Origin of the sequence: Halalkalibacter suaedae (assembly GCF_017939705.1) — a bacterium.
GTDB lineage: Bacteria > Bacillota > Bacilli > Bacillales > Bacillaceae_D > Halalkalibacter > Halalkalibacter suaedae.
This window is the reverse complement of record NZ_JAGKSQ010000003.1, coordinates 419,867-444,089: the sequence shown is the minus strand read 5'-3', so window position 1 is coordinate 444,089 and position 24,223 is coordinate 419,867. Positions and strand designations below refer to the sequence as shown.

Here is a 24,223-nt window from a genome sequence, read left to right as displayed (position 1 = left end):
GATAGTAAAAGGGGGATGGATTGATGAATCACTTACTGATGAAAAAACAATTAGAACATTTTTTTATTGAAGATATTGCTGAGGGTGATGTGACGACCGAATCAATTATTGGAAAAGAGAATAGGGCAAGAGCAATGATACTTGCGAAGGAAAATGGAATCATGGCTGGGTCAAATGTCGTTACATTAGGATATGAGCTTATTGATCGGTCAATTAAGGTTGATTTAAAAGTAAAGGATGGAGATCGTTTCAAAGCTGGCGAAGTTATAGGCTATATCGAAGGTCCTGTTTGTCAGTTATTAGCAGGGGAAAGAGTCATCTTGAATTTGCTCCAACGTATGAGTGGAATTGCTTCATTAACGAATGCCGTTATTAAACGATTAAACGATCCGACGATACGGATTTGTGATACGCGGAAAACAACACCAGGATTAAGACAATTTGAAAAGTATGCCGTTCGCTGTGGTGGAGGATATAACCATCGACGTACGTTAAGTGATGCGGTGTTATTGAAGGAGAACCATTTACTTGCTGGAGGAGGCATCTTAAAGTCTGTTGAATCTGTTCGAAGTAGGATAGGTCATATGGTTAAGATTGAAGTCGAGACTACAAACGAGCTGGAAGTTCTAGATGCGATTGAGGCAAAGGTTGATGTCATCATGTTTGATAATGCTAGCCCTGCAGAAGTGCTTGAGTATGTTAAGTTGGTGCCACATTATATAAGAACAGAAGTATCTGGTGGAATTAATATCGAAAATATTGAAAATTATCGAGGCTGTGGCTGTGATTACATTTCATTGGGTGCATTGACACATTCAGTCAAGGCAACAGACCTTAGCTTTTTGTTATTGGAGGGAGAAGTATGAACTTCTTAGAGAAGGTCGCAACACTAGACCGACTACCAGAGCACTATAGAGAGATGTCAACAGATGAGAAGCGAGCAAGAATATATGCAATCAAAGAGCGGCTTGGACGACGTTTATTTATTCCTGGACATCATTATCAGCGTGATGAAGTGATCGAATTTGCCGATGCAACTGGAGATTCCTTACAGCTAGCTCAGCTTTCTGAAGAGAATAAGGATGCTGAATTTATTGTGTTTTGTGGTGTGCATTTTATGGCTGAAACAGCGGATATGTTAACAACAGAAAAGCAACATGTCATACTATCTGATTTGAGAGCAGGCTGTTCAATGGCAGACATGGCGGATATTGATCAAACAGAATATGCCTGGACGAAGCTTTCGGAACTGTTTGGTGATACGATCCTACCGCTAACTTATGTCAATAGTACAGCTGCAATCAAGGCATTTTGTGGTCGCTACGGGGGAGCAACGGTAACGTCTTCAAATGCAAAGAAAATGGTTCAATGGGCGTTCACTCAAAAACAACGTCTGCTCTTTTTACCAGATCAGCACTTGGGTCGCAATACTGCTTTTGATTTAGGAATAGAACTTGATGAAATGGCTGTGTGGGATCCAATTGGACGCCAACTTGAATTTAGTGGTGATGTCGATCGAGTTAAAGTAATTCTATGGAAAGGACATTGTTCTGTCCATGAAAAATTTACGGTTGGACAAATAGAAACCTTTCGAAAAGAAGCTCCAGAAACGACGATTATCGTCCATCCAGAGTGTCCACATGAGGTTGTACAAGCGGCGGATCTCAATGGGTCAACTCATTTCATTATAGAAACGATTCGAAATGCGAAACCTGGAACGAGTTGGGCAGTCGGGACGGAGATGAATCTGGTGAATCGTCTTGGAAGTCAATTTCCTGATAAAGAGATTGTTTCATTAAACCCAACTATGTGTCCTTGTTTAACGATGAACAGAATAGATCTGGATCATTTACTATGGTCACTAGAAGAGTTAGAAAATGGTGTATTACACTATCCAATTACTGTAGATCAAAAGACATCATTAGAGGCAAGGTTAGCTTTGAAACGGATGTTGGAAAGAAAATAATTTGTATATGTGTAAAGAGGCCACTGAAAAAGGTATGATTTTCACCTTTCTTCAGTGGCCTTTAAGCAATGAGCGAAACCGTTGCATTGTCTTAAGCCTGCTATGAGTGAGTTTCTCATAGAAGGCGTGCAACGTGTGGAGCCATTGCTGCTTCCTCGAATATGCACAAAGGTACTTTTTCATTGGCCTCATGATAAAGCCAAAGTTGAGACCCCGCAGTGCGAAGCACGAGGAGGCTCACCGGCTTCCCGCGGAAAGCGAAGTATATTTTAGGAGCGGTTTATGTCCGCTAACTATTATTGTTCGGATTTTCTATTAGTTAAATCACTTTTGTCCCAGCCTCTTTTTTTATAGCGTTTAAGGAGATAATTCTTTAGGCATAAACCTTTTTTATATGACATAAGCTGTGCTGAGACCCTTAGAAATAACGCCTTTTTGACATACTGAGTACACATTTTAGGTGAACTGCTCGTGTCAATTGGCCTATTATGACATAGGATGTATAGAAAAGTATGAGGAGGGAATAGTATTATGAAAATCCATATCGTTCAAAAAGGAGATACTCTTTGGAAATTGGCACAGAAATATGGAGTTGATTTTGAACAATTGAAATCTGCTAATAACCAACTTTCTAACCCAGACATGATTATGCCTGGTATGAAGATTAAAGTGCCGACTGGAAGTGTCCCTGTTAAAAAAGAGGCACAAAAAATGCCTCAAGTGAAGGAACAACCTAAGAAAGAACAACCTAAGAAGGAACAACCAAAAGAAGTGGCCAAAGCTCCGGCGAAGGAAATGCCGAAGATGCCTCAAATGGAAATGCCACCAATGCAGCAGCCGATCATGCAACCAAAGGCGCCGAAATCAACGGTTGATGTGAATCAGAATCTGTATGAAACAAATATTAATTTCTATCAGCCACAAGCACCAAAGAAAGAACAGCCTAAAGCAAAACAGGTACCAGTTATGAAAAAGCCTCCCGTCTACAAGAAGGAAGAGCAGAAACATGAAAAGCCTAAAACAGTTGTGAAATCTGATTATAAGAAACCTACTTATCAACCGAAGCAACCAACATATCAACCCAAGCCACAGCAACAACCTAGTTATCAACCGCAGCCACAACCACAACCAATGTATCAGCCAATTAGCCAACCAGATTGTGCTCCAGTTCCTATTAGCCCAGTAATGCCTGGGTGTGCACCAAAATCACCAACGTATGCCCAACCAGTGCATCAGTACCCACCAGTACACCAAGATCCGATGCCATATTATCCACAACAATATCCGCAAATGCAGAGTCAACCGCAGCCACAACCATATTATCCATATGCAAATGATTGTCAAAGTTGTGGACCGACACCTATGTATGGAAACCAAATGATGCCAACCCAACAACAGCCACAACCTTATCCAAACCAAATGATGCCAGCCCAACCACAGTCACAGCCTAATCTAAACCAAATGATGCCAGCCCAACCACAACCACAGCTATATCCAAATCAAATGATGCAACCACCGATGAATCAGTATTATGAATCAGATGACTATGATGATTAAAACGTAAGAGATGAAAAAAAGGGTGTCTAAAAGGAGAAAAGATCCTTAAGACACCCTTTTGTTTTGGGACTTTGACCAAGAACTAACAGTGTAAAGAATCCTTTCTGAAGCCATCATAAATGGTGAAAGGGGGAATTCAAAAATGAAAAAATTCGCTATGACAATCGCAACAGCTACTATGCTTTTAGGTGGTCTTGTAGGGTGTGGGACAGATAATCAAGCAACAGACATGAATGCTAACTTTAATCGTACAGGCATTCAATCTCATGATATGTATACAACAGGTGTAGATAATCAAAATCAAGGTGAAGGACCTTTAACAGATATGATGACACCAGATCGTAATGGACAAGGTGTTGCTGGTAATCGTGGACATAACGGTACCTATGGAACAGGAACAGGAAATCATGGAATAACTGGTCAAAATGGTCAAAGAGGCACGTATGGAGTTAATGGGACTGGTGCTCAAACGGGTACCCAGACTGGACAAATGCGTAACAATGATGATCATGCTGGAATTGGTGGAACTCAAGGACGAGGGCAAGCGCATAGAGGGATGACAGGTGATGATCGTGGAATCTTTGATACGCAAGGTACAAATAGACCAGGAATGGGTCGTGCGGGGCTAAATGGCACAACAAGAGATGTTGATCTTGATACAGAACACTCTGGTATAACTGGTGGTAACAGACCAGGAATGGTTGATGAAGATGGCTATTTACGTGGCCGAGCTCGTAATGGTGTTGACACAGCAGATAATAATGGTAACCGACGTCAAGGAACTGGAGCTATGAACATGACTCCACGAATGACACGTCAAGGCCCAGTGTTAGAAAATAGTGAAACGCGTTCATCTGTTTTAGGTGATAATAATAATACGTATGAAACGTTAAAAAACAGAGCAGCTGAAGTAGCTAATAGAGACCAGTAATATATATTCGTATCGCCTTTGAGAATTTTCTCAAAGGCCTTTTTTATATTGGAGTTTTTTTGAAAGCTGCCACCTTTAAGAGAACAGTGAAACAGAGCAAGTTTTTATTTTTGGTATTTATTTGAATGGTGATTTCCATTTATGGGCAACATGAATCTATAGGAAGTACTAAATTCATACGTATAAGAGGTGAAAAGCTGATGAAGGGTATTTTGAAATTTCAGCTGTTGCTAATAGGTGTTATTGCAGTTGTTTTTATGGTCAACACGACGGAAACAGTCGCCATTCAAGAGGCTAAGCCAGAGGTATTTGAAGTAATGAGTCCTCAAAAGATAAATGTTATTTTAGAACGCGTCTATCTGGATGGAGAGAAAAGTGAGGAAAGAGTTCAAGAGACCATTCTTTCAATGGAGGACTTTTGGGCGTTTTATCAAGATTGGGATCTAATCGATCAGAATAAAAATGAGATGATATTTAGGAAAGAGGTAAAGGATATTTCTCCTTTATTAAAGATAAATGGCTATTTTGGAATTACTGATGATGGAGTGCTGTCAATTTATGAAGGCACCCCGAATCAAGAGAAAGTCATACAGTCATTTTTTAGGTTGGATACATCTAAGTTGAAAAGTAAACAACATTCTGATTTAGAAAAGGGAATTCCGGTTCAGAATTTGAAAAATTATGAAGAAGTATTACAAGTGCTAGGGCAGTATAAAGCAGCCCAGTTGTAAGAAATAAAAGTGGTTCAATAGTGAGATGCTCCTAGGAAGACTCGAATGTCTTTTTTAGGAGCATCTTATTTTTAAGTCTTGTATTAAAATGACTGTGGTCAAGGAACTATGATAAAATACAAAGTAAATGTGTGGAGAGAGGAAGAACAGTTTGATTGAGTATATTAACGGAACACTTATAGAAGTTGATATTCAGTATGTCGTCATTGACCACAATGGTATGGGATACCAGATACATTGTCCTAATCCTTTTAAATTTCAAAAATATATAGAAGAAACAATTCGTATATACACGTTTCAGTATGTCAGGGAGGATATTCTGAGGCTTTACGGATTTCAAACAAAGCAGGAAAGAGCTTTATTTGAGAAATTACTAAACGTTTCAGGTATAGGTCCAAAAGGAGCCTTAGCGATTTTGGCTACAGGAGAACCAGAAAATGTCGTTTTTGCAATTGAAAACGAAGATGAAGCATTCCTTGTTAAGTTTCCTGGTGTAGGGAAAAAGACTGCCAGACAAATTATCCTCGACTTAAAAGGGAAGTTATCTGATTTTGCTCCTAATCTGCTAACACCAGAGAATAAGAGTGTCAGTGGACAGTTGAATGAAGCATTAGAAGAAGCATTTGAGGCCTTACGTTCTCTTGGTTATGTTGAGAAGGAGCTGAAAAGTGTTCGTCCACATTTAGAGGAAGAGCAATTATCGACAGATGGATACATAAAGAAGGCTCTAAAATTAATGTTGAAAGTTTAGAGAACGGAGGTGACTTGTCTTGGATGAACGTGTCGTATCTGCGGAAGAGCAGGGAATGGAAGAATCACTTGATCAACGAGTTCGACCGCAAAGTCTAGACAACTATATAGGCCAGGAAAAGGTTAAGAAAAACCTGTCTATATTTATGGAGGCTGCGAAACTTCGAGAAGAATGCCTTGATCACGTACTTTTATATGGACCACCTGGTTTAGGGAAAACAACACTTTCAGGAATTATTGCAGCTGAAATGGGAGTGAATATGAGAACCACTTCAGGTCCTGCTATTGAACGTCCAGGTGATTTAGCTGCAATTTTGTCTTCATTAGAACCAGGGGATGTTTTATTTATTGATGAAATACACCGGTTAAATCGAATGGTTGAAGAAGTTCTTTATCCAGCAATGGAGGATTTTTGCTTAGATATCGTCATAGGAAAAGGTCCAACTGCAAGATCTGTTCGCCTAGAGCTTCCTCCCTTTACATTAGTTGGAGCGACAACCCGGGCTGGGATGCTCTCTGCCCCACTTCGAGATCGTTTTGGTGTTCTTTCACGTCTAGAATATTATTCAGAAGCTGAGCTAACGATAATTGTTAAGCGTACCGCTGAAATTTTTGAGGCTGAAATTGAAGACCAGGCCGCAATTGAAATTGCTCGTCGATCTAGAGGCACGCCAAGAATTGCTAACCGCCTCCTAAGAAGGGTGAGGGACTTTGCACAGGTTGAAGGGGATGGGAACATCACACTCACGATTGCAAAGCATTCGCTTGAACAATTGCAGGTGGATGAATTAGGACTAGATCATATCGATCATAAATTACTTTACGGAATGATTGAAAAGTTTCGTGGTGGACCAGTTGGGCTTGATACGATAGCAGCAACAATTGGAGAAGAATCGGAAACGATTGAAGATGTATATGAACCTTATTTATTGCAAATTGGTTTCATTCAACGGACACCGCGAGGGAGAGTTGTTACAATAGCTTGCTATGAGCATTTTAACTTGGAGGTACCGAAGTGAATGTTCCGAAATTGTTAATAGGTTTAGGGGCTCTGCTCATCTTAATTGGATTGCTTTGGATGGTGATTGGTCGTTTTATCCCAATTGGGAAGCTTCCAGGTGACATTTTAATAAAGCGTGAGAACACGACATTTTATTTTCCGATTATGACGAGCATTGTTGTAAGTATTGTCATTTCGCTTCTTCTCTTCATAATAGGGAGGATACGCTAACTTGCACAGCTAGCTTAGTTTAGGTATGATTACGAAAGTATAATATGAATGATAAAGGTGAAGCTGAATGAACGTAGATGATTTTGATTTTCAATTACCGGAAGAATTAATTGCCCAGACGCCTCTTCTTGACAGGACGGCGTCTCGTTTGCTTGTTCTAAATCGTAGCACAGGACAAGTTCAGGATAGCACATTTACTAATATTGTTGATAACCTTGTGGAAGGTGATTGTCTCGTACTAAACGATAGTCGCGTCCTTCCTGCAAGACTTTTTGGTACAAAAGAGGGAACCGGTGCAAATATTGAGGTACTATTGCTGAAGCAAATAGAGGGTCAGGAATGGGAGACACTCGTCAAACCGGCAAAGCGTGTTAAAAAGGGGACAGTCATTGTTTTCGGAGAAGGTCAGCTAAGTGCAACCTGTGTTGGTGAGGCTGATCATGGTGGTAGAATATTAAGAATGAACTTTGAAGGTATCTTTCATGAAGTCCTAGACCAGTTAGGGGAAATGCCTCTCCCACCTTATATTAAAGAAACCTTGCCTGATCAAGAAAGATATCAAACCGTTTATTCGAAAAATAGAGGATCTGCAGCTGCACCTACAGCTGGACTTCATTTCACAAATGAAATTTTAGACGAGATTAGAAATAAAGGAGTTCATATTGCATTCATCACTCTTCATGTTGGTCTTGGAACATTTAGACCTGTTAGTGTTGAAAATGTTGAAGACCATGAAATGCATGCAGAATTCTACCAGATGAGTGAAGAAACCGCTGCGACACTAACGGCCACTAGAAAAAGAGGCGGTCGAATTGTTGCTGTTGGCACGACCTCTGCAAGGACTCTTGAGACGATCATGAGTGAATACGGCGAGTTTAAGGAGTGTTCCGGTTGGACCTCAATCTTTATTTATCCTGGATACGAAGTCAAGGGTATTGACGGACTGCTAACTAATTTCCACTTACCTAAATCGACGCTAGTCATGCTAGTAAGTGCATTTGCGAGTAAAGAATTTGTGATGAATGCGTATCATCATGCGATCAAAGAACGCTACCGCTTTTTTAGCTTCGGTGATGCCATGCTAATTCTATAACAGAAAAGGAAGAAAAAAATGACTGCAATTAGATATGAGCATATTAAAACGTGTAAGCAATCAGGTGCAAGGCTTGGGAAAGTTCATACTCCTCATGGAACATTTGAAACCCCAATATTTATGCCTGTCGGAACGCTTGCAACGGTGAAAACGATGAGTCCAGAGGATTTAAAGAGCATGAATGCTCAAATCATTTTAAGTAACACATACCATCTATGGTTAAGACCCGGACATGACATCATTAAAGAAGCTGGTGGATTGCATCGTTTTATGAACTGGGATCGTCCGATATTAACTGATTCTGGTGGATTTCAAGTATTTAGTTTAAGTGATTTGCGTAAGATTGAAGAGGAAGGTGTTCATTTCCGCAATCATCTTAACGGTGATAAGCTCTTTTTAAGTCCTGAAGGGGCAATGGAAATTCAAAATGCTCTCGGATCTGATATTATGATGGCATTCGATGAATGTCCGCCGTACCCAGCTGAATATGATTACATGAAAGCATCGGTTGAAAGAACAAGTCGGTGGGCTGAACGTTGTGTGAAGGCACATGCTCGTCCCGAGGATCAAGGATTATTTGGGATTGTCCAAGGTGGGGAATATGAAGACCTGCGCCGACGCAGTGCGGAAGATTTAGTTTCCCTAGACTTTCCTGGCTATGCAATTGGAGGATTATCGGTTGGTGAACCAAAGGATGTTATGAACCGGGTATTGGAATTCACGACACCACATCTACCTTCAGATAAACCTCGTTACTTAATGGGAGTGGGATCAGCTGATTCACTGATTGATGGGGCCATTCGAGGGATTGATATGTTTGATTGTGTGTTGCCTACGAGAATCGCTCGTAATGGAACACTGATGACAAGTACAGGAAGACTTGTAGTACGGAATGCTAAATATGCTAGGGATTTTGGACCACTTGATGAAAACTGTGATTGCCATGTTTGTCAAAATTATTCACGTGCGTATATTCGCCATTTAGTTAAATGTGAAGAAACGTTCGGATTTCGATTAACCTCTTACCATAACTTATATTTCCTGTTAAACTTAATGGAGCAGGTCAGACAAGCAATTCGTGAAGATCGCTTACTCGATTTTCGTGAAGAGTTTTTTGAAATGTACGGTTTCAACAAACCAAATGCTAAGAATTTTTAGGTTTTTTTTATTAATGAAAGGGGGGAAATAAAATGGAGATGATAGGAACTCTTTTACCATTGATTTTAATGTTTGCGATTTTTTATTTTCTGTTAATCAGACCACAACAAAAGAAGCAAAAAGCAATACGTGAAATGCATAATGCACTTCAACGTGGGGACAAGATCGTAACGATCGGTGGATTACACGGTACAATTGATTCAATCGATGAAAACATAGTTGTTATTCTTGTTAATGACAACCGCAAGCTGACATTTGAACGCTCGGCTATTCGCGAAGTTGTTAATCCAGATTGATCCTACATAAAAAAGCACAGCATATGCTGTGCTTTTTTTTAATAATGAGGCTGGGACAAAAGTGATTTAACTAATGGAAAATCCGAACAATGGTGGTTGGCGGACGTAAATCGCACCTGAAATATACTTCGCTTTCCGCGGGAAGCCGGTGAGCCTCCTCGAGCTTCGCACTGCGGGGTCTCACCTTTGGCTTTTAGGTGAGGCCACTGAAAAAGTCCCGTTGGGCAGAATCGAGGAAGCTGCAATGGCTCCACTCGTTGCACGCCCGCCTGCGGAAAGCGTGCCCCCCCATCCCGGTAGCGTGTTCGAAGCGACTTTTTTACGCACATTCCTCTTTTAATGCCAATAACCTGTCGGCTGTCTCGCTTCACACGAGACTTGGTCGACAGGTTGAAAGTTTGATGATATCCACATTTTACTGGCCTTTAAAATCACTTTGTTAATTGTTATTGCTCGATAAATTGACTCCGACAATTCCACCTAGAGCCGCTGCCACAAGATAACCACCGTGGAACATAAGTTGCTCTGATGTGAAAATGCTGTTATAGCCTAAATACTGGATAAGAAAGGTGAGTAAAGAGAACAGAAGAGCTGTTAATGCACCTGCAAGTAATCCCTTTTCCTTTGCTTTCCCACCTGAAATTAATCCCCCGATAAACATCGTACCAAATGCAATGGCTAACACTAACCATTTCACTGAGTGTTCTGTAAATGAAGTAAAAGTTAAGACAAGTGAGATGACTAAGCTTGAAGTTAAGATAAGCACAAGAATGGTTGTAAGTCCGATTAAAATAGCTGGAAAGAAACCTCTATAAGCCATGATTTTCTTCTCTCCTTTCTTCAATTGATCTTCGTTTATTAAAGCTTATTCAGGCTTGTTCAAAATAGACTCATAATTTCTAGGAGATATCAATTTGGACATGTTTTCCTCAAGCTTGTCATAGGATGGTAGAAATGAGAGGAGAGGAGTGGAGTTCATTTAATGGAGGTAACATTAGCTTTAGTTATTTTTTTATGTAGTTACTTCTTTATCATTACAGAAAAGCTGAATAGGGCTGTAGTTGCTTGTTTTGGTGGCGTTCTAATGCTCATTTTTGGCGTATATGAAATCAATTCGGCTTTCTTGCATCATATTGACTGGCACACAATTACGTTGCTGTTAGCGATGATGATTTTAGTATCAATAACAAGTCAAAGTGGTTTTTTTGAGTTTATTGCTGTATCATTGGCACAAAAAGTCGGTGGGCGACCTCTTCCATTACTGATCGTTATTTCAAGTTTGACCGCGTTTGGTTCAGCTTTTTTAAATAATGTAACGACAGTTTTATTAATTGTTCCTATAATTTTTACTTTGACCTCATTACTGAAATTGCCAGCTGTTCCTTTTTTGTTGTCAATCGTAATGGCTTCGAACATTGGTGGAACAGCGACCTTAATTGGGGATCCTCCTAATTTAATGATCGGCCAGGCTGTAGGTCATTTAACATTTAATGACTTTTTGATCCATTTAAGTCCTGTTGTTATTTTAATTTTTGCCGTTGTTATGACTTGTTTGTCTTTTTATTATCGTAAGCAAATGGTTGTCACTGCTGCAGATCGGTCAAAATTGTTTAATATTGATGCTTCGACTTTCATAAAAGACCGTAAATTACTTGTAAAATCAGTTACAGTCTTAACTTTGACGACGGTCGGTTTTATCGTTCAACCATTTATCCAGATCGATTTAACTAGTATTGCGATGGTTGGGGCTCTCTTACTTATGTTAATTACAAATGATGAGCAAGATATGGAAGAGGTTTTTCGATCGGTTGAATGGGTCACGTTGTTCTTCTTTATTGGATTGTTTATGCTTGTTGGTGGATTAAAGGAAGTTGGAATTATTGACGAAATTGCCAAATCAATTATTTATTACACAGAGGGTGATCTGCCTAAAACAGCCCTACTGATATTATGGGGTTCAGGTATTTTATCTGGTTTTGTGGATAATATTCCTTTCGTTGCAGCAATGATTCCGGTCATCCTAGAATTTAAAGAATTTGGAATGGGGAATTTAGATCCGCTTTGGTGGGCCTTAGCTCTTGGTGCTTGTCTTGGTGGGAATGCTACAATTATTGGAGCGACAGCGAATGTGATTGTAGCTGGAATGGCTGTAAAGGCTAAGCATCCGTTCAGTTACTGGGAATTTCTAAAGGTTGGATTACCTGTTGCCATCATTTCATTTGTTATTTCAACGATTTATTTATATTTTCGTTATCTTATCGATTTCATTTAATGCCAAAAGCTTCATATCATGCGACGTTCCTCTAAGGTCATACTAAACAGAGTATGATACACGGAGGAGCGTTTTTCTGATGGATTATCTGACAATTGTTTTAAGGACCCTGTTCATTTACTTCGTCATTCTCTTTGTCATGCGATTGTTCGCAAGACGTGAATATATGAGCTTCGTTGTCGTGTTAATGGTAACACAACTAGGAGTCATGCTAATGCTTGAATACAATTGGCCACTACTTGTTTTTTTAATCCCTGCAGTTGTGTTAATCATTGTTCAATCGTTTTATTCTTGGTATATAAAGAAGGAAGAACAAGTGATAGAAACCTTAAATCTTTCGGAACTTTTAAGCAAAATAAAAGCGGAGCAGCATCATCAAGGTTTGAATAATGAGTTTGCAGAACTTGATGATTTGAAGACGATTCGTTTAGAGGCGGGCATGCTACCACTCCCCCTTATTATTGATGGGAAAATAGAAATAGATAATTTGGAAAAGATCAATCAAACAGAGCTCTGGTTAAGGCAGGAATTAAAAAAACTTGGTTATAGGGAGATTAAGAATATTTCTTACTGTGCTCTTCGTGATGGAGAAACCTTTTTTGTTGAACTAAAATAAAGGGTATACAGAGGTAATAACCTACTGTATACCCTTAATTCTACGAACGAGGTAGCAAGGTCTCAAGCCATTTCCCGATGAAAGGAACTCTTTTTAACTCATCGCTGTTTACAAGTCCTAATGCAATTGTGAGAGCACTATAGAAAATCATTGTGATTGAGATCGTTATCATCGTTTTCATTAAAAGTGAGTAGCTAGTAAATGCGTAGGACGCTAACAGATAACCGACCCAAGTCGTTGCAATAATTAAAATTACTGATTTTAAGACCATTTTTGTATCAATGGTAAAACTAATCGTTTTGGCAACCGATGCAAAATGGAGCATGGTGACAAGAACAAAGCCAATGACTATTGCCAGAGCAGCACCCATAATTCCAAGCTCTGGCCTTGTTGCTAAAGCGAAAATTGCCCCAATTTTAATAACGGCTCCAAATAAGCTGTTCATCATCGCTGCTTTGGCTAAATTTAATGCTTGTAATGTAGCTTGAAGAGGGCCTTGGAAATATAAAAAGATAGTAAATGGTGCCATTAATTTAATATAGGTAGCAACGGTTGGTGCATCGTACATTAATTTCATAATTGGTTCAGCAAACACATAAAGAATGACGACGGAAGCCCCTCCAGATATAAGAGCTAGCCGTAATGCTTGGTTAAGGCGGTAGTGCACGGTTTGATAATGGTTCCTAGCAGCGGCTTCACTTATTGCAGGGACGAGCGAGACCGAAAGTGATTGGGTAATAAAGGTCGGTAGCAGTAGTAATGGAATAGCAAAACCAGTTAATTCACCATATTGACTAGTTGCAACAACTGTTGCTACTCCTGCAATTGCTAAGCTTTGAGTGACAACAATGGGTTCGAAAAAAAATGAAATTGATCCAATTAATCGACTTCCTGTTGTTGGTATTGCGATACTCATTAATTCTTTAAACGTCTTTCTACCTTCCTTCACATAACCGAAGAACCCCCGACGGACCCGAAAGCGTTTGTTTGTTTTGAACATAAAGATCATGTAAATGAGAGAAGCTAACTCCCCAATTACAACTGAAGCCATGGCACCTGCTGCTGCATATTCAACCCCCATTGGTAAGAAGGCAGTTGTCATAACTGCAACTAATGTAATCCGAACGACTTGTTCAATTACTTGCGAAACCGCAGATGGCTTCATATTTTGGCGACCTTGAAAATACCCTCGCATGACAGATGATAATGCAACGATAGGTACAATTGGTGCAATCGCCATCAATGGATAATAAGCCCTTGGATCTGTTAGTAATGTACTAGCAACAACTGGAGCGAAAGCAAGCATGACAATTGTAAAAATAATACTTAGTATACCTGTCATTGCGAGAGATACTACTAGTATTTTTTTTATTTTTTGGCGGTCATTAGTTGCTTCAGCCTCAGCAACTAGCTTCGAAATTGCAACAGGAAGCCCGAGTTGTGTTAATGTAATAACAAGAGTTAATGTAGGAACGGCCATCATATAAAGACCGACCCCTTCTGCTCCCATAATCCTTGCTACAACAATTCTATTCACAAAGCCTAAAAATCTCGTTATAAGTCCAGCGATAATGAGAATGAAGGCACCTTTTAAAAACGTTTGCTTTGTCATAATCACCCCTACTTTCTTTTTAAAAAAATGATGGATATTTTTCGTTATTATTTATATGCTTAGTAGTGGGTCAAGCATGACAAGTAGTTAACGCAATGTAGAAAGGAAGAGTGGATTGAAAGAAGAGATTAAACAGTATATCTTTGAGAACTTTGAATTCTTGCCTCCAGAACTACTAGTGTTTTTTATTTCGGCCTTACCGATACTAGAGTTAAGAGGTGGCATTCCTGTTGCTCATCAGCTTGGTCTATCTTATTGGGAAGCTCTTTTTTATGGAATTGGAGGGAATCTGTTACCGATCATTCCGATACTCGTTTTTTTTAGACCGATTAGTAAATGGATGCTTAGATTTAATCTATATAAGCGTTTTTATGATTGGCTTTATAATCGAACAATAAAAAAGAGTGACAATGTAGAGAGATTTGGTGCAATTGGATTAATCTTGTTTACAGCAGTTCCTCTTCCAACAACAGGGGCCTATTCGGCTTGTTTAGCAGCTATTTTATTTTTCATACCAATCCGTTTTGCTTTTTTCGCTATTTGTTCAGGAGTGATTATTGCTGGAGTAAGCATTGCTAGTGTAATGTATGCGGTATTCTAAGGAGGGTTTAGTATATGAATGAAAGACAGCAATTTGAGGTATGGAGATTAGATATCCAACCAGCATTAATTAGTAAAGTAGACGAATTGCATTTATTAGGTTACGACCGTGCTAATGAGGAAGATGTATGGACATGTGTCCTATATCAATTACGTAAGAAAAAGGAATTCATGCATAAGCATGCGTTCGTAAATAGCGTATTAACACTTAAACCACAAGCATTTATGACTTGGTTGACAATCCATTCTTATAAAGAACCAACCGATTGGTTTACTGACTTTGAATCAGGTATTCAAGGGTAGAATTGACAGTGTTTTTCCTAGAAAGATATAATGACAGTATTATTGTTATATGTCGTGGTGTTGATATGAAGGAGGAAGAAGAGTAAATGGTGAAAAAAGGGCGAATAGTCGCTTTTTTTCTTGTTGTAGCCATTTTGGCTGTTTTGATAAGTCAAACAGTAATGGGAATAACAAAGGAAATAAAGCTTGGACTTGATCTTCAAGGTGGCTTTGAAATTTTATATGAAGTAAATGAGGCAAATCAAGGTGATGTGATTGATGATAGTGCCTTACAGGCAACTGTAAGTGCCCTAGAACAAAGGATTAATGTAATCGGTGTATCTGAGCCTAATATTGCGATTGAAGGAGAGGACCGAATTCGAGTACAGCTTGCTGGTGTTGATGATCAACAAACGGCAAGAGAGCTTCTCTCAACTGAAGCAGAATTGACGATTCGTAATGTCCATGATGAGGTCCTAGTAGACGGAAGCGATCTCAAACAAAATGGTGCAAGATCAGATATGGATACACAAAGTAATAAACCAATTGTCAATATTACCTTCAAAGATTCTAAATTGATGGAAGAGATTACAAGAGAATTGTATGAGGGTCCACCAGAAGAGAATATGCTTGTGTTCTGGCTTGATTTTGAAGAGGGTGTTGATTCATATGCTGAGGAATCATTAAAAGCCGATCCAAAATTTTTATCTGCTGCAACAGTTCGATCTATTATCTATAGTGATACAGCAACAATTAGTGGGAATTTCACGCTTGAAGAGACCGATCAGTTAGCAAAGATACTAAATGCCGGTGCGTTACCGGTGAAACTTGAGGAGCTTTCATCTAATTCAGTTGGTGCATCTCTTGGAGAGCAAGCAATGAAGCAAACGGTATATGCAGGTTTTATTGGGATTGCTTTAATATTTGCTTATATGCTGTTTTATTACCGATTTATGGGACTTATTGCAGTTATTACTCTTAGTACGTATGTATACCTTGTTTTGCTTGTCTTTGATTTAATGAATGCGGTTCTAACATTACCAGGAATCGCGGCATTGATTCTTGGTGTAGGTATGGCAGTTGATGCTAATATTATTACGTATGAACGTATTAAAGATGAAATTCGTTCTGGAAAGACGATTATGTCTTCGTTTAAAGCGGGAAGTAGACGATCCTTATCGACGATCTTAGATGCTAATATTACGACGATTTTAGCTGCAGCCGTCCTATTTATTTATGGGACAAGCTCTGTTCAAGGCTTTGCAGTTATGTTGATTGTTAGTATTTTGGTTAGTTTCATTACAGCGGTCTATGGTTCAAGGCTACTACTCGGCCTTTGGGTGAAGAGTAGAGCGTTAGATAAGAAGACTCGTCTATTTGGTGTAAAGGAGAGTGAAATCGATGAGCTTTAATTTTCAATCGAGCGGAATAGACTTTGTCAAACACCGCAAGAAGTTCTTTATTCTCTCTGGAGCCTTTAGTCTTATTGGAGTCATCTTGCTAATGACACTTGGACTAAATTTAGGTATTGATTTTAGTAGTGGATCACGTGTAGATATCCTTGCAACGGAAACAATCTCTGCAGATGAGATTATCGAAGATTTCGAACAGTTAGGTTACTCGGTTACTTTAAATGACGTAACATTAGCTGGAGATAATAATGAAATGGCCAATGTGCGATTTGTCGGTGTATTGGATCAAGCTGAGATTGCAACCATTCAATCATACTATATGGAAAAGTTCGGGTCGGAACCGAATATTAGTACGGTTGATCCAATGGTTGGTCAGGAATTAGCAAGAAATGCTCTAATTGCTGTATTAATTGCTTCTGTAGGAATTGTTATTTATGTGACAATACGTTTTGAATTTCTCTACGGTCTTGCAGCTGTTATTGCGTTATTGCATGATGCATTTTTTATCATTGCAATTTTCAGTTTGCTACAAATTGAAGTGAATGTGCCCTTCATCGCAGCTGTTCTGACCATTGTTGGTTATTCAATTAATGATACGATTGTAACCTTTGATCGTATTAGAGAAAACATGAAGTTAACGAAGCGCATTAGAGGCTTTGAAGACCTGGCGAACATTGTTAATATGAGTCTTGTCCAAACGTTATCACGATCTATTAACACAGTATTAACGGTGGTATTTGCGGCAGCAGCAATCTTTATTTTTGGTGGGGAAGCGATTCGTTCTTTTTCACTAGCTCTATTAATTGGTCTTGTCGCAGGGACGTATTCATCGCTCTTTCTCGCGTCACAACTTTGGTTAATATGGAAAGCAAAACAATTGGAGAAGAAGCGGTTTGACTCTCAGCCGAATTCAGAAGGTAATCCTACTGTATAATATAAATAGAGTGGCCTTTAGTTAACTAAGGGGCACTCTTTTATGCTGTGTATGAATGAATGTGGAATAGAATGGTAAAATAAGAAAAGAAAGAAACTTATATAAAGTAGGTGTTTACGTGTCTGAGGGAGAAGCAGATGTACGTTACCAAAAGGTTCGATTTGCTGCATGGGTAGGAATTATCGGCAATATTATTTTAGCGACTATAAAAGCAGTTGTCGGCATAATTGCTAACAGTCGGGCATTGCTTGCTGATGCGGTTCATTCGGCTTCTGATGTTGTAGGGTCTGTTGTTGTTTTGATTGGAGTCAGAGCGGCTAAGATGCCACCAGACGAGGATCATCCTTATGGTCACGGAAAAGCTGAGTCTGTCGCAGCTATTATTGTCTCTGTTTTATTATTTATTGTAGGGTTTGAAATTGCTCTTGGTGCATTTAAATCTTTTTTTGAGCCAGTTGTTGTTCCAAAGACGATTGCCATTTATGCAGTTGTTTTTTCAATCGTTGTTAAAGAAATAATGTTTCGTTATAAGTACAATTTGGGTAAAAAGTATAAGAGTGAAGCTTTGATAACTGATGCCTGGCATCACCGTTCAGATGTGTTTTCATCTATTGCTGCATTAGTTGGGATCGCTGCTGCTCTTCTTGGTGGCTATTTGAACATTCAATGGCTAGTTTATGGCGATGCTCTTGCCAGTGCATTTGTTGCAATGCTAATTGTAAAGATGGCCTGGTCGCTTGGTAAGCAATCGATCCATAATGCATTAGATCATGTCCTTCACGAGGAGGATGTTGTTGAAATGAAAAAGGTAGCCAGAAATGTTGATGGGGTTTTGAATATTGATGAGTTCTATGCAAGGGAACACGGGCATTATGTTATTGTAGATATTAAAATAGCAGTTGAACCTTCAATAACAGTTGAAGAAGGTCATTCGATTGGAAAGAGAGTAAAGGAATGTCTGCTCGAGGATAAACAGGTTCAAGATGTACTTGTGCACATCAATCCATATCGACCAGAAAAAAAAGCACTTTAACAAAGGAGTGAGCATAATGAGAGGACAATGGGGTTTAATTTTAAGTTTAGTTGCGGCGATTATTATAGCGATTTTTGCAATTATTAATGTTGAGGCAGTACCAGTAAATTATTTATTTGGGGTAGCGAACTGGCCATTAATCCTGGTCATCCTTGGTTCTGTTTTAATGGGCGCTATTATTGCAGGAGCGATTGGGATGGTTCGTATTTATCGCTTGCAATCAGAGCTTAGACGTCTGAAATCTGCTCAAATGTCGTCTAATCAAGTAAGCGTTGATGAGGCGTTTAATAGTGAAATAAAGGAAAAAGACCAAGAATAGTGTTAATTGAATAATTGTCACCCTTTGATAGCTCCTGTATAATGGATAGTTCAAGGGGTGTTTTTATGTTGAAATCAAAAGCTAGGTGGAAGATTAAAGAACAATCCTCACTCGAATTAGATGAATTAGTTACTAAGCTGAAGCTTGTTCCTTTAGTGGCCAAGCTCCTTATTAATAGAGGTATTACAACTGTTGAAGCAGCAAAAGCTTTTTTATATAAAGAAGAGATGCAATATCATGATCCGTTCCTGTTAGATGGGATGGATTTAGTTATTGAACGGTTACAACAAGCGATTGAGCTTGAGCAAAAAATTCTCATTTTTGGGGATTATGATGCCGATGGAGTTAGCAGTACAACCGTTTTGTATCTAGCCTTACAAACCTTAAATGCAAAGGTAGACTACTATATTCCAAATCGATTTACCGAAGGATACGGCCCCAATGAACCTGCAATCCGAAAAGCGAAGCAAGACGGTTATGGACTAGTAATTACAGTTGATACTGGAATTGCCGCAACCCATGTAGCAGAAGTGGCGAAGGAAATTGATCTTGATTTTATTATTACAGATCACCACGAAGCTCCTCCTGTTTTGCCTGATGCTTATGCAATTGTCAATCCGAAGAAACCAGGATGTAGCTATCCTTTTAAAGGATTAGCTGGAGTTGGTGTGGCTTTTAAAGTTGCCCATGCCTTGCTTGGTCGGGTTCCGTCTGAGTTTCTAGATATTGCAGTTATTGGAACGGTTGCGGATCTTGTCCCCTTAGTTGATGAAAATCGTCTGCTAGTAATGGAAGGATTGCATGCCCTACAATCAACGAATCGCCCTGGTTTGGTCGCACTAATGAAGGTGTGTGGTATCGAAGGACAAGCCGTCGGTGCTGATCATGTTGGCTTTGGAATTGGACCTAGAATCAATGCAGCTGGCCGATTGGATTCCGCTGATCCAGCAGTGGAGCTATTGTTGACTGCAGAAAGAGAGATGGCTGAGCAACTTGCTTCAGAGATTGATGCATTGAATAAGGAACGCCAACTGGTTGTAACAGAGATTACTGAATCAGCTGTAGCTGTCGTTGAGAAGCACTTTCCTCCGGACGAAAATGAAGTGCTTATCGTTGCAGGTGAGGGATGGAATGCTGGGGTAATTGGAATTGTTGCTTCTCGCTTAGTTGAGCGTTATTACCGTCCAACAATTGTTTTAAGTATTGATCGAGAAAAAGGGTTAGCTAAGGGTTCTGCAAGAAGTATTGAAGGATTTGATATGTTTGAGGAGCTCTCAAAAAGTCGTGATATCCTCCCGCATTTTGGTGGACATCCAATGGCCGCTGGTTTGACAATGAAGGTGGAGGATGTTGATCTGTTAAGAGAGCGTTTATGTCAGCAAGCAAAAGAGACATTAACGGAGGAAGACTTTAAGCCTGTAACAAATATTGATCTCGTTGCAAAGGTTGAAGAAATCTCTGTTTCAGTTATTGAGCAACTCGAGCAGCTGGCCCCGTTCGGAGTTCAAAATCCCACACCAAAAGTACTCTTACAGGGTGTACAACTTGATCAAATGAGGAAAATTGGCAGTGATGCAAACCATCTGAAAATAGGGTTAGCACAAGGAAGTACGATACTAGATGGGATCGGATTTCATTTAGGTTACTTATTTGATCAAATGACAATTAAAACAAAAGTATCTGCGGTTGGAACCCTCTCAATTAATGAGTGGAATGGACATGTGAAACCGCAGTTGATGATTAGCGATCTAGCTGTTGATGATTGGCAACTATTTGATTGGCGAAGTATTCAAAAGCAGAAAATACAAGAAAGACTTATAGATATCCCAGGTGACGAAAGAGTATTGATCAGTTTTCAAGATCAAACTCAGCAAGTGTTAGGTTTGGAAGATTGGCCCGTATTGAAACCTGAGGAGATTAAGTCTTTTACAGATAAATTTATCGTTCTACTTGATGTGCCACGTTATCGTGAGCAATTAGAGAAACTCTTTTTAGAAAAGGGCGAGCCAAGCCGAATTTATACAATCTTTCACCAAGAGGAAGATTCATTTTTTACGAGTAATCCAAATCGAGAACAATTTAAATGGTTCTATGGTTTTCTATTAAAACGCCAAACATTTAATTTGAAAAAGCACAGTGAAGAGTTGGCAACGTTTAAAGGCTACTCGCGTCATACAATTGATTTCATGGCGAAAGTGTTTTATGAGCTCGGTTTTGTTACAATAGAGGATGGGACGGTTATAGTCGCAGCTAGTCCAGAGAAAAAGAACTTAGAAGAATCAACAAGTTATCGTCAGAAGCAAGAGCAAGCATATATTGAAAATGAGTTTGTCTATTCTTCTTATGAACAACTTAAACAGCGGTTCGATCAAATGATTAGAACCGAAATCACTCAAACGATGATCAAGGAGACGGTGTAAGATGGATTTTAAAAAGTATATTACAATTGTAGAGGATTACCCAAAAGAAGGAATTCGCTTTAAAGATATTACGACACTCATGCAGGATGGCGAGGCTTACCGTGCGGCAATAAATGAAATGGCCGAATTTGCAAAAGAAAAGAAGGCTGATGTGATTGTTGGTCCTGAAGCAAGGGGCTTTGTTGTTGGTTGTCCAATCGCGTATGCTCTTGGTGCAGGCTTTGTTCCTGTTAGAAAGCCAGGAAAACTTCCTCGTGAAGTAATTTCTCAAGATTATGGATTAGAATACGGGAAGGATCAGCTAACACTTCACGTTGACTCAATTCAAAAAGGACAACGAGTTGTGATTGCGGATGATTTACTAGCAACAGGAGGAACGATTGAGGCAACGATCAAAATGGTAGAGCAATTAGGCGGAGAAGTTGTCGGTGTTGCTTTTATGATTGAATTAACTTATTTAGAAGGAAGAAATAGACTGAAGGAATATGATTTATTTTCATTAATGTCATATAGCTAATTTTTTCTTAAGAGGGCATGCTTTAACAATAAAAGTGTGTCTTCTTTTCTTATTATAATTAATAACTAGAGGTTTTCAGTTTTTTCCCTTTACATCAGGCTCAAACTTAACCATAATATAAGGAAATATTGAATCGTAAATAGGTGATTCCATGACGATAGATCAAGTGTTAGAAAGAGCGAGTTTATATTTAGGTGAACAGGACATCGCTTTTTTACAAAAGGCATATGAATATGCAGAGAAGGCTCATGAAGGACAATATCGTAAATCTGGGGAGCCTTACATTCTCCATCCGATCCAAGTGGCAGGAATCATTGTTGACCTGGAACTCGATCCAAACACTGTTGCAGCTGCCTTTCTCCATGATGTGGTTGAGGACACGGATGTAACTGTGCAAGATCTAACGGAAATGTTCAACGATCAAGTTGCAATGCTCGTTGACGGTGTAACGAAGCTCAAGAAATTTAAATACAAATCAAAAGAAGAACAGCAGGCTGAAAACCATCGTAAAATGCTTATCGCGATGGCAAAGGACATTCGTGTAATCCTGATTAAGCTTGCAGACCGTTTGCATAATATGAGAACCTTGAAATTTATGCCACCGGAAAAGCAACGAATTACATCTAATGAGACCTTAGAGATTTTCGCACCTCTTGCTCATCGTCTTGGGATATCTAAGATTAAATGGGAGCTTGAGGATACGGCCTTACGTTATTTAGATCCACAGCAATATTATCGTATTGTTAATTTAATGAAGCGTAAGCGTGCAGAGCGTGAACAATATCTATCTGAAGTAATGGATACAATTAATGAAAACCTTATTGAGGTGCATGTTGAAGCCGAGCTTTCAGGTAGGCCGAAGCATATTTACAGCATATACCGTAAAATGATGTTGCAGGATAAGCAATTTAATGAAATTTATGATTTATTAGCTGTGCGAATAATTGTTGACAGTATAAAAGACTGCTATGCCGTTCTTGGAATCATTCATACATCATGGAAGCCGATGCCTGGAAGGTTCAAAGACTATATTGCAATGCCGAAAGCAAATATGTACCAGTCTCTTCACACAACAGTTGTTGGGCCATATGGTGATCCTCTTGAGGTCCAAATACGTACGGAAGAGATGCATCGTATTGCTGAGTTCGGGGTTGCAGCCCATTGGGCCTATAAAGAAGGTAAGACAATTAACCCAAATAATAATACGTTTGAAGATAAATTAAGCTGGTTTAGAGATGTAATTGAATCACAAACAGACACTAACGATGCACAAGAGTTTATGGAATCATTAAAAATGGATCTCTTTTCTGACATGGTTTTTGTATTTAGTCCGAAAGGGGATGTCATTGAGCTTCCAGCAGGTTCGGTTCCAATCGACTTTGCATACCGTATCCATAGTGAAGTAGGAAATCGCTGTATTGGTGCAAAGGTGAATGGTAAGATGGTTCCACTAGATCACCAGTTAAAAACAGGAGATATTATTGAAGTATTAACTTCGAAGCACTCCTACGGTCCTAGTCAAGATTGGGTGAAAATTACCAAATCATCCCATGCAAAAAATAAAATTAAACAATGGTTTAAAAAAGAACGTCGTGAAGAGAATGTTGAAAAAGGCCGAGAGTTAATTGAAAAAGAAATAAAGGCAATGGAGTTTGATCCTAAGATTGTCTTAACAGATGAAAATATCAATGAGGTTGCCGATAAGTTCAGTTTTGCTGGAGAAGAAGATATGTTTGCTGCTGCAGGATATGGTGGCATCAGTGTGAAACAGATCGTCAATCGGATGACTGAAAAGCTTCGTAAGCAGATTGATCAAGAGCAAGAGGATCAGACACTTGCAGAAGCCCTATCAGATGTACAAACACATCGACCAACAAAAAAGACAAGCTCTGGTGTACGAGTCAAAGGTGTAGATAATTTATTAATCAGGCTCTCAAGATGCTGTACTCCTGTTCCTGGCGATGATATTATCGGCTATATCACAAAAGGGCGAGGTGTATCGATACATCGTGCTGACTGTGCCAATGTGAAAAATGAAGATGTCCAAGGACGATTACTCCCTGTTGAATGGGAAGGAGATCGCCAACAATCAAAATCGTATAATGTCGATATTGAGATTACTGCATATGATCGGAATGGATTACTAAACGAAGTACTCCAAGCAGTAACAGAATCAAGAACAGTTATAAATGCTGTATCAGGACGTTCTGATAATCGACAAAAGATGGCGACAATTCATTTAACCATTTCAATTCAGAACATTGATCACCTTCACAAGGTAGTTGAAAAAATAAAACATCTCCAAGACATCTACTCGGTGAGACGAGTCATGCACTAAAATGAGTGATCACCTCAAAAGGACGAATTTACTTTTTGGGGTGATTACTCATGCAATAAACGAAGCTGCTGTCGTCTATAAGTGAACTCTCATGAATATGAGGCGGCGAAGCATTGTCATCGTGCTAAAGATAATAGGCTGGACTAACCATTGCC

The 24,223-nt window shown here is 39.2% G+C and carries 24 protein-coding genes; 22 read left to right on the top strand and 2 right to left on the bottom strand.

The window, feature by feature from the left end:
- Positions 1-23 precede the first annotated feature (23 nt).
- From nadC to yajC, 11 genes are all read left to right on the top strand, one after another.
- On the top strand, positions 24-866 hold the full coding sequence (gene nadC, locus J7W16_RS09755; protein WP_210597103.1) for a carboxylating nicotinate-nucleotide diphosphorylase: 843 nt from the start codon (positions 24-26) through the stop codon (positions 864-866).
- Entirely contained in the window at positions 863-1,966 is a 1,104-nt protein-coding gene (gene nadA / locus J7W16_RS09750; protein ID WP_210597102.1) for a quinolinate synthase NadA, read from the top strand. Before nadC ends, nadA begins: the two co-directional genes overlap by 4 nt.
- A 531-nt stretch (positions 1,967-2,497) precedes the next feature.
- A complete protein-coding gene (gene safA, locus J7W16_RS22435) occupies positions 2,498-3,523 on the top strand; it encodes a SafA/ExsA family spore coat assembly protein (protein ID WP_210597101.1) in 1,026 nt (341 codons plus the stop codon).
- Between the two features lie 142 nt (positions 3,524-3,665).
- Positions 3,666-4,454 (top strand): hypothetical protein, encoded by a 789-nt coding sequence (locus tag J7W16_RS09740; RefSeq protein ID WP_210597100.1) that lies wholly within the window; start codon positions 3,666-3,668, stop codon positions 4,452-4,454.
- A gap of 200 nt (positions 4,455-4,654) precedes the next feature.
- Entirely contained in the window at positions 4,655-5,185 is a 531-nt protein-coding gene (locus J7W16_RS09735) for an intercompartmental signaling factor BofC (protein WP_210597099.1), read from the top strand.
- A 151-nt stretch (positions 5,186-5,336) separates the two neighbouring features.
- On the top strand, positions 5,337-5,936 hold the full coding sequence (gene ruvA / locus J7W16_RS09730) for a Holliday junction branch migration protein RuvA (protein ID WP_210597098.1): 600 nt from the start codon (positions 5,337-5,339) through the stop codon (positions 5,934-5,936).
- 19 nt (positions 5,937-5,955) lie between these two features.
- Complete coding sequence (ruvB, locus tag J7W16_RS09725; RefSeq protein WP_210597097.1) at positions 5,956-6,954, top strand: Holliday junction branch migration DNA helicase RuvB; 999 nt, start codon at positions 5,956-5,958, stop codon at positions 6,952-6,954.
- Positions 6,951-7,166 (top strand): DUF2905 domain-containing protein, encoded by a 216-nt coding sequence (locus tag J7W16_RS09720; protein ID WP_210597096.1) that lies wholly within the window; start codon positions 6,951-6,953, stop codon positions 7,164-7,166. The genes ruvB and J7W16_RS09720 overlap by 4 nt, the downstream gene beginning before the upstream one ends.
- 67 nt (positions 7,167-7,233) lie before the next feature.
- Positions 7,234-8,259 carry a tRNA preQ1(34) S-adenosylmethionine ribosyltransferase-isomerase QueA gene (queA, locus tag J7W16_RS09715; RefSeq protein ID WP_210597095.1) on the top strand — a complete coding sequence of 342 codons (1,026 nt, stop codon included), beginning with the start codon at positions 7,234-7,236 and terminating at the stop codon, positions 8,257-8,259.
- Positions 8,260-8,277: 18 nt separating this feature from the next.
- On the top strand, positions 8,278-9,417 hold the full coding sequence (gene tgt, locus J7W16_RS09710) for a tRNA guanosine(34) transglycosylase Tgt (RefSeq protein WP_210597094.1): 1,140 nt from the start codon (positions 8,278-8,280) through the stop codon (positions 9,415-9,417).
- Between the two features lie 32 nt (positions 9,418-9,449).
- A complete protein-coding gene (gene yajC / locus J7W16_RS09705; RefSeq protein WP_210597093.1) occupies positions 9,450-9,713 on the top strand; it encodes a preprotein translocase subunit YajC in 264 nt (87 codons plus the stop codon).
- A 439-nt stretch (positions 9,714-10,152) separates the two neighbouring features.
- On the opposite strand, the gene J7W16_RS09700 is transcribed toward yajC, so the two are convergent.
- On the bottom strand, positions 10,153-10,533 hold the full coding sequence (locus J7W16_RS09700; protein ID WP_210597092.1) for a TIGR04086 family membrane protein: 381 nt from the start codon (positions 10,531-10,533) through the stop codon (positions 10,153-10,155).
- A 162-nt stretch (positions 10,534-10,695) separates the two neighbouring features.
- Here J7W16_RS09700 and J7W16_RS09695 point away from each other — a divergent pair, with 162 nt between their 5' ends.
- The gene (locus tag J7W16_RS09695) at positions 10,696-11,985 is read left to right on the top strand and encodes an ArsB/NhaD family transporter (RefSeq protein ID WP_210597091.1); all 1,290 of its coding nucleotides are present in this window, start codon (positions 10,696-10,698) and stop codon (positions 11,983-11,985) included.
- Positions 11,986-12,064: 79 nt separating this feature from the next.
- Entirely contained in the window at positions 12,065-12,601 is a 537-nt protein-coding gene (locus J7W16_RS09690) for a YetF domain-containing protein (protein ID WP_210597090.1), read from the top strand.
- 40 nt (positions 12,602-12,641) lie between these two features.
- Here J7W16_RS09690 and spoVB read toward each other — a convergent pair whose 3' ends face one another.
- The gene (gene spoVB / locus J7W16_RS09685) at positions 12,642-14,213 is read right to left on the bottom strand and encodes a stage V sporulation protein B (RefSeq protein WP_210597089.1); all 1,572 of its coding nucleotides are present in this window, start codon (positions 14,211-14,213) and stop codon (positions 12,642-12,644) included.
- Between the two features lie 115 nt (positions 14,214-14,328).
- Between spoVB and J7W16_RS09680 the strand changes: the two genes are divergently transcribed.
- From J7W16_RS09680 to J7W16_RS09640, 9 genes are all read left to right on the top strand, one after another.
- Positions 14,329-14,814, top strand: coding sequence for a COG2426 family protein (locus J7W16_RS09680; RefSeq protein WP_210597088.1), 486 nt, complete (start codon positions 14,329-14,331; stop codon positions 14,812-14,814).
- Positions 14,815-14,828: 14 nt separating this feature from the next.
- Positions 14,829-15,116: a post-transcriptional regulator gene (locus J7W16_RS09675; RefSeq protein WP_210597087.1), complete on the top strand. Its 288-nt coding sequence runs from the start codon at positions 14,829-14,831 to the stop codon at positions 15,114-15,116.
- Positions 15,117-15,202: 86 nt separating this feature from the next.
- On the top strand, positions 15,203-16,507 hold the full coding sequence (gene secD / locus J7W16_RS09670; protein WP_210597086.1) for a protein translocase subunit SecD: 1,305 nt from the start codon (positions 15,203-15,205) through the stop codon (positions 16,505-16,507).
- A complete protein-coding gene (secF, locus tag J7W16_RS09665; protein ID WP_210597085.1) occupies positions 16,497-17,441 on the top strand; it encodes a protein translocase subunit SecF in 945 nt (314 codons plus the stop codon). The genes secD and secF overlap by 11 nt, the downstream gene beginning before the upstream one ends.
- Before the next feature lie 118 nt (positions 17,442-17,559).
- A complete protein-coding gene (locus J7W16_RS09660; RefSeq protein WP_210597084.1) occupies positions 17,560-18,474 on the top strand; it encodes a cation diffusion facilitator family transporter in 915 nt (304 codons plus the stop codon).
- Between the two features lie 16 nt (positions 18,475-18,490).
- Positions 18,491-18,793 (top strand): LapA family protein, encoded by a 303-nt coding sequence (locus J7W16_RS09655; RefSeq protein ID WP_210597083.1) that lies wholly within the window; start codon positions 18,491-18,493, stop codon positions 18,791-18,793.
- 65 nt (positions 18,794-18,858) lie between these two features.
- On the top strand, positions 18,859-21,213 hold the full coding sequence (gene recJ, locus J7W16_RS09650; protein ID WP_210597082.1) for a single-stranded-DNA-specific exonuclease RecJ: 2,355 nt from the start codon (positions 18,859-18,861) through the stop codon (positions 21,211-21,213).
- 1 nt (position 21,214) lies between these two features.
- Positions 21,215-21,730: an adenine phosphoribosyltransferase gene (locus tag J7W16_RS09645; RefSeq protein ID WP_210597081.1), complete on the top strand. Its 516-nt coding sequence runs from the start codon at positions 21,215-21,217 to the stop codon at positions 21,728-21,730.
- Between the two features lie 151 nt (positions 21,731-21,881).
- Positions 21,882-24,068 (top strand): RelA/SpoT family protein, encoded by a 2,187-nt coding sequence (locus J7W16_RS09640; RefSeq protein WP_210597080.1) that lies wholly within the window; start codon positions 21,882-21,884, stop codon positions 24,066-24,068.
- The last annotated feature ends 155 nt before the right edge of the window (positions 24,069-24,223 follow it).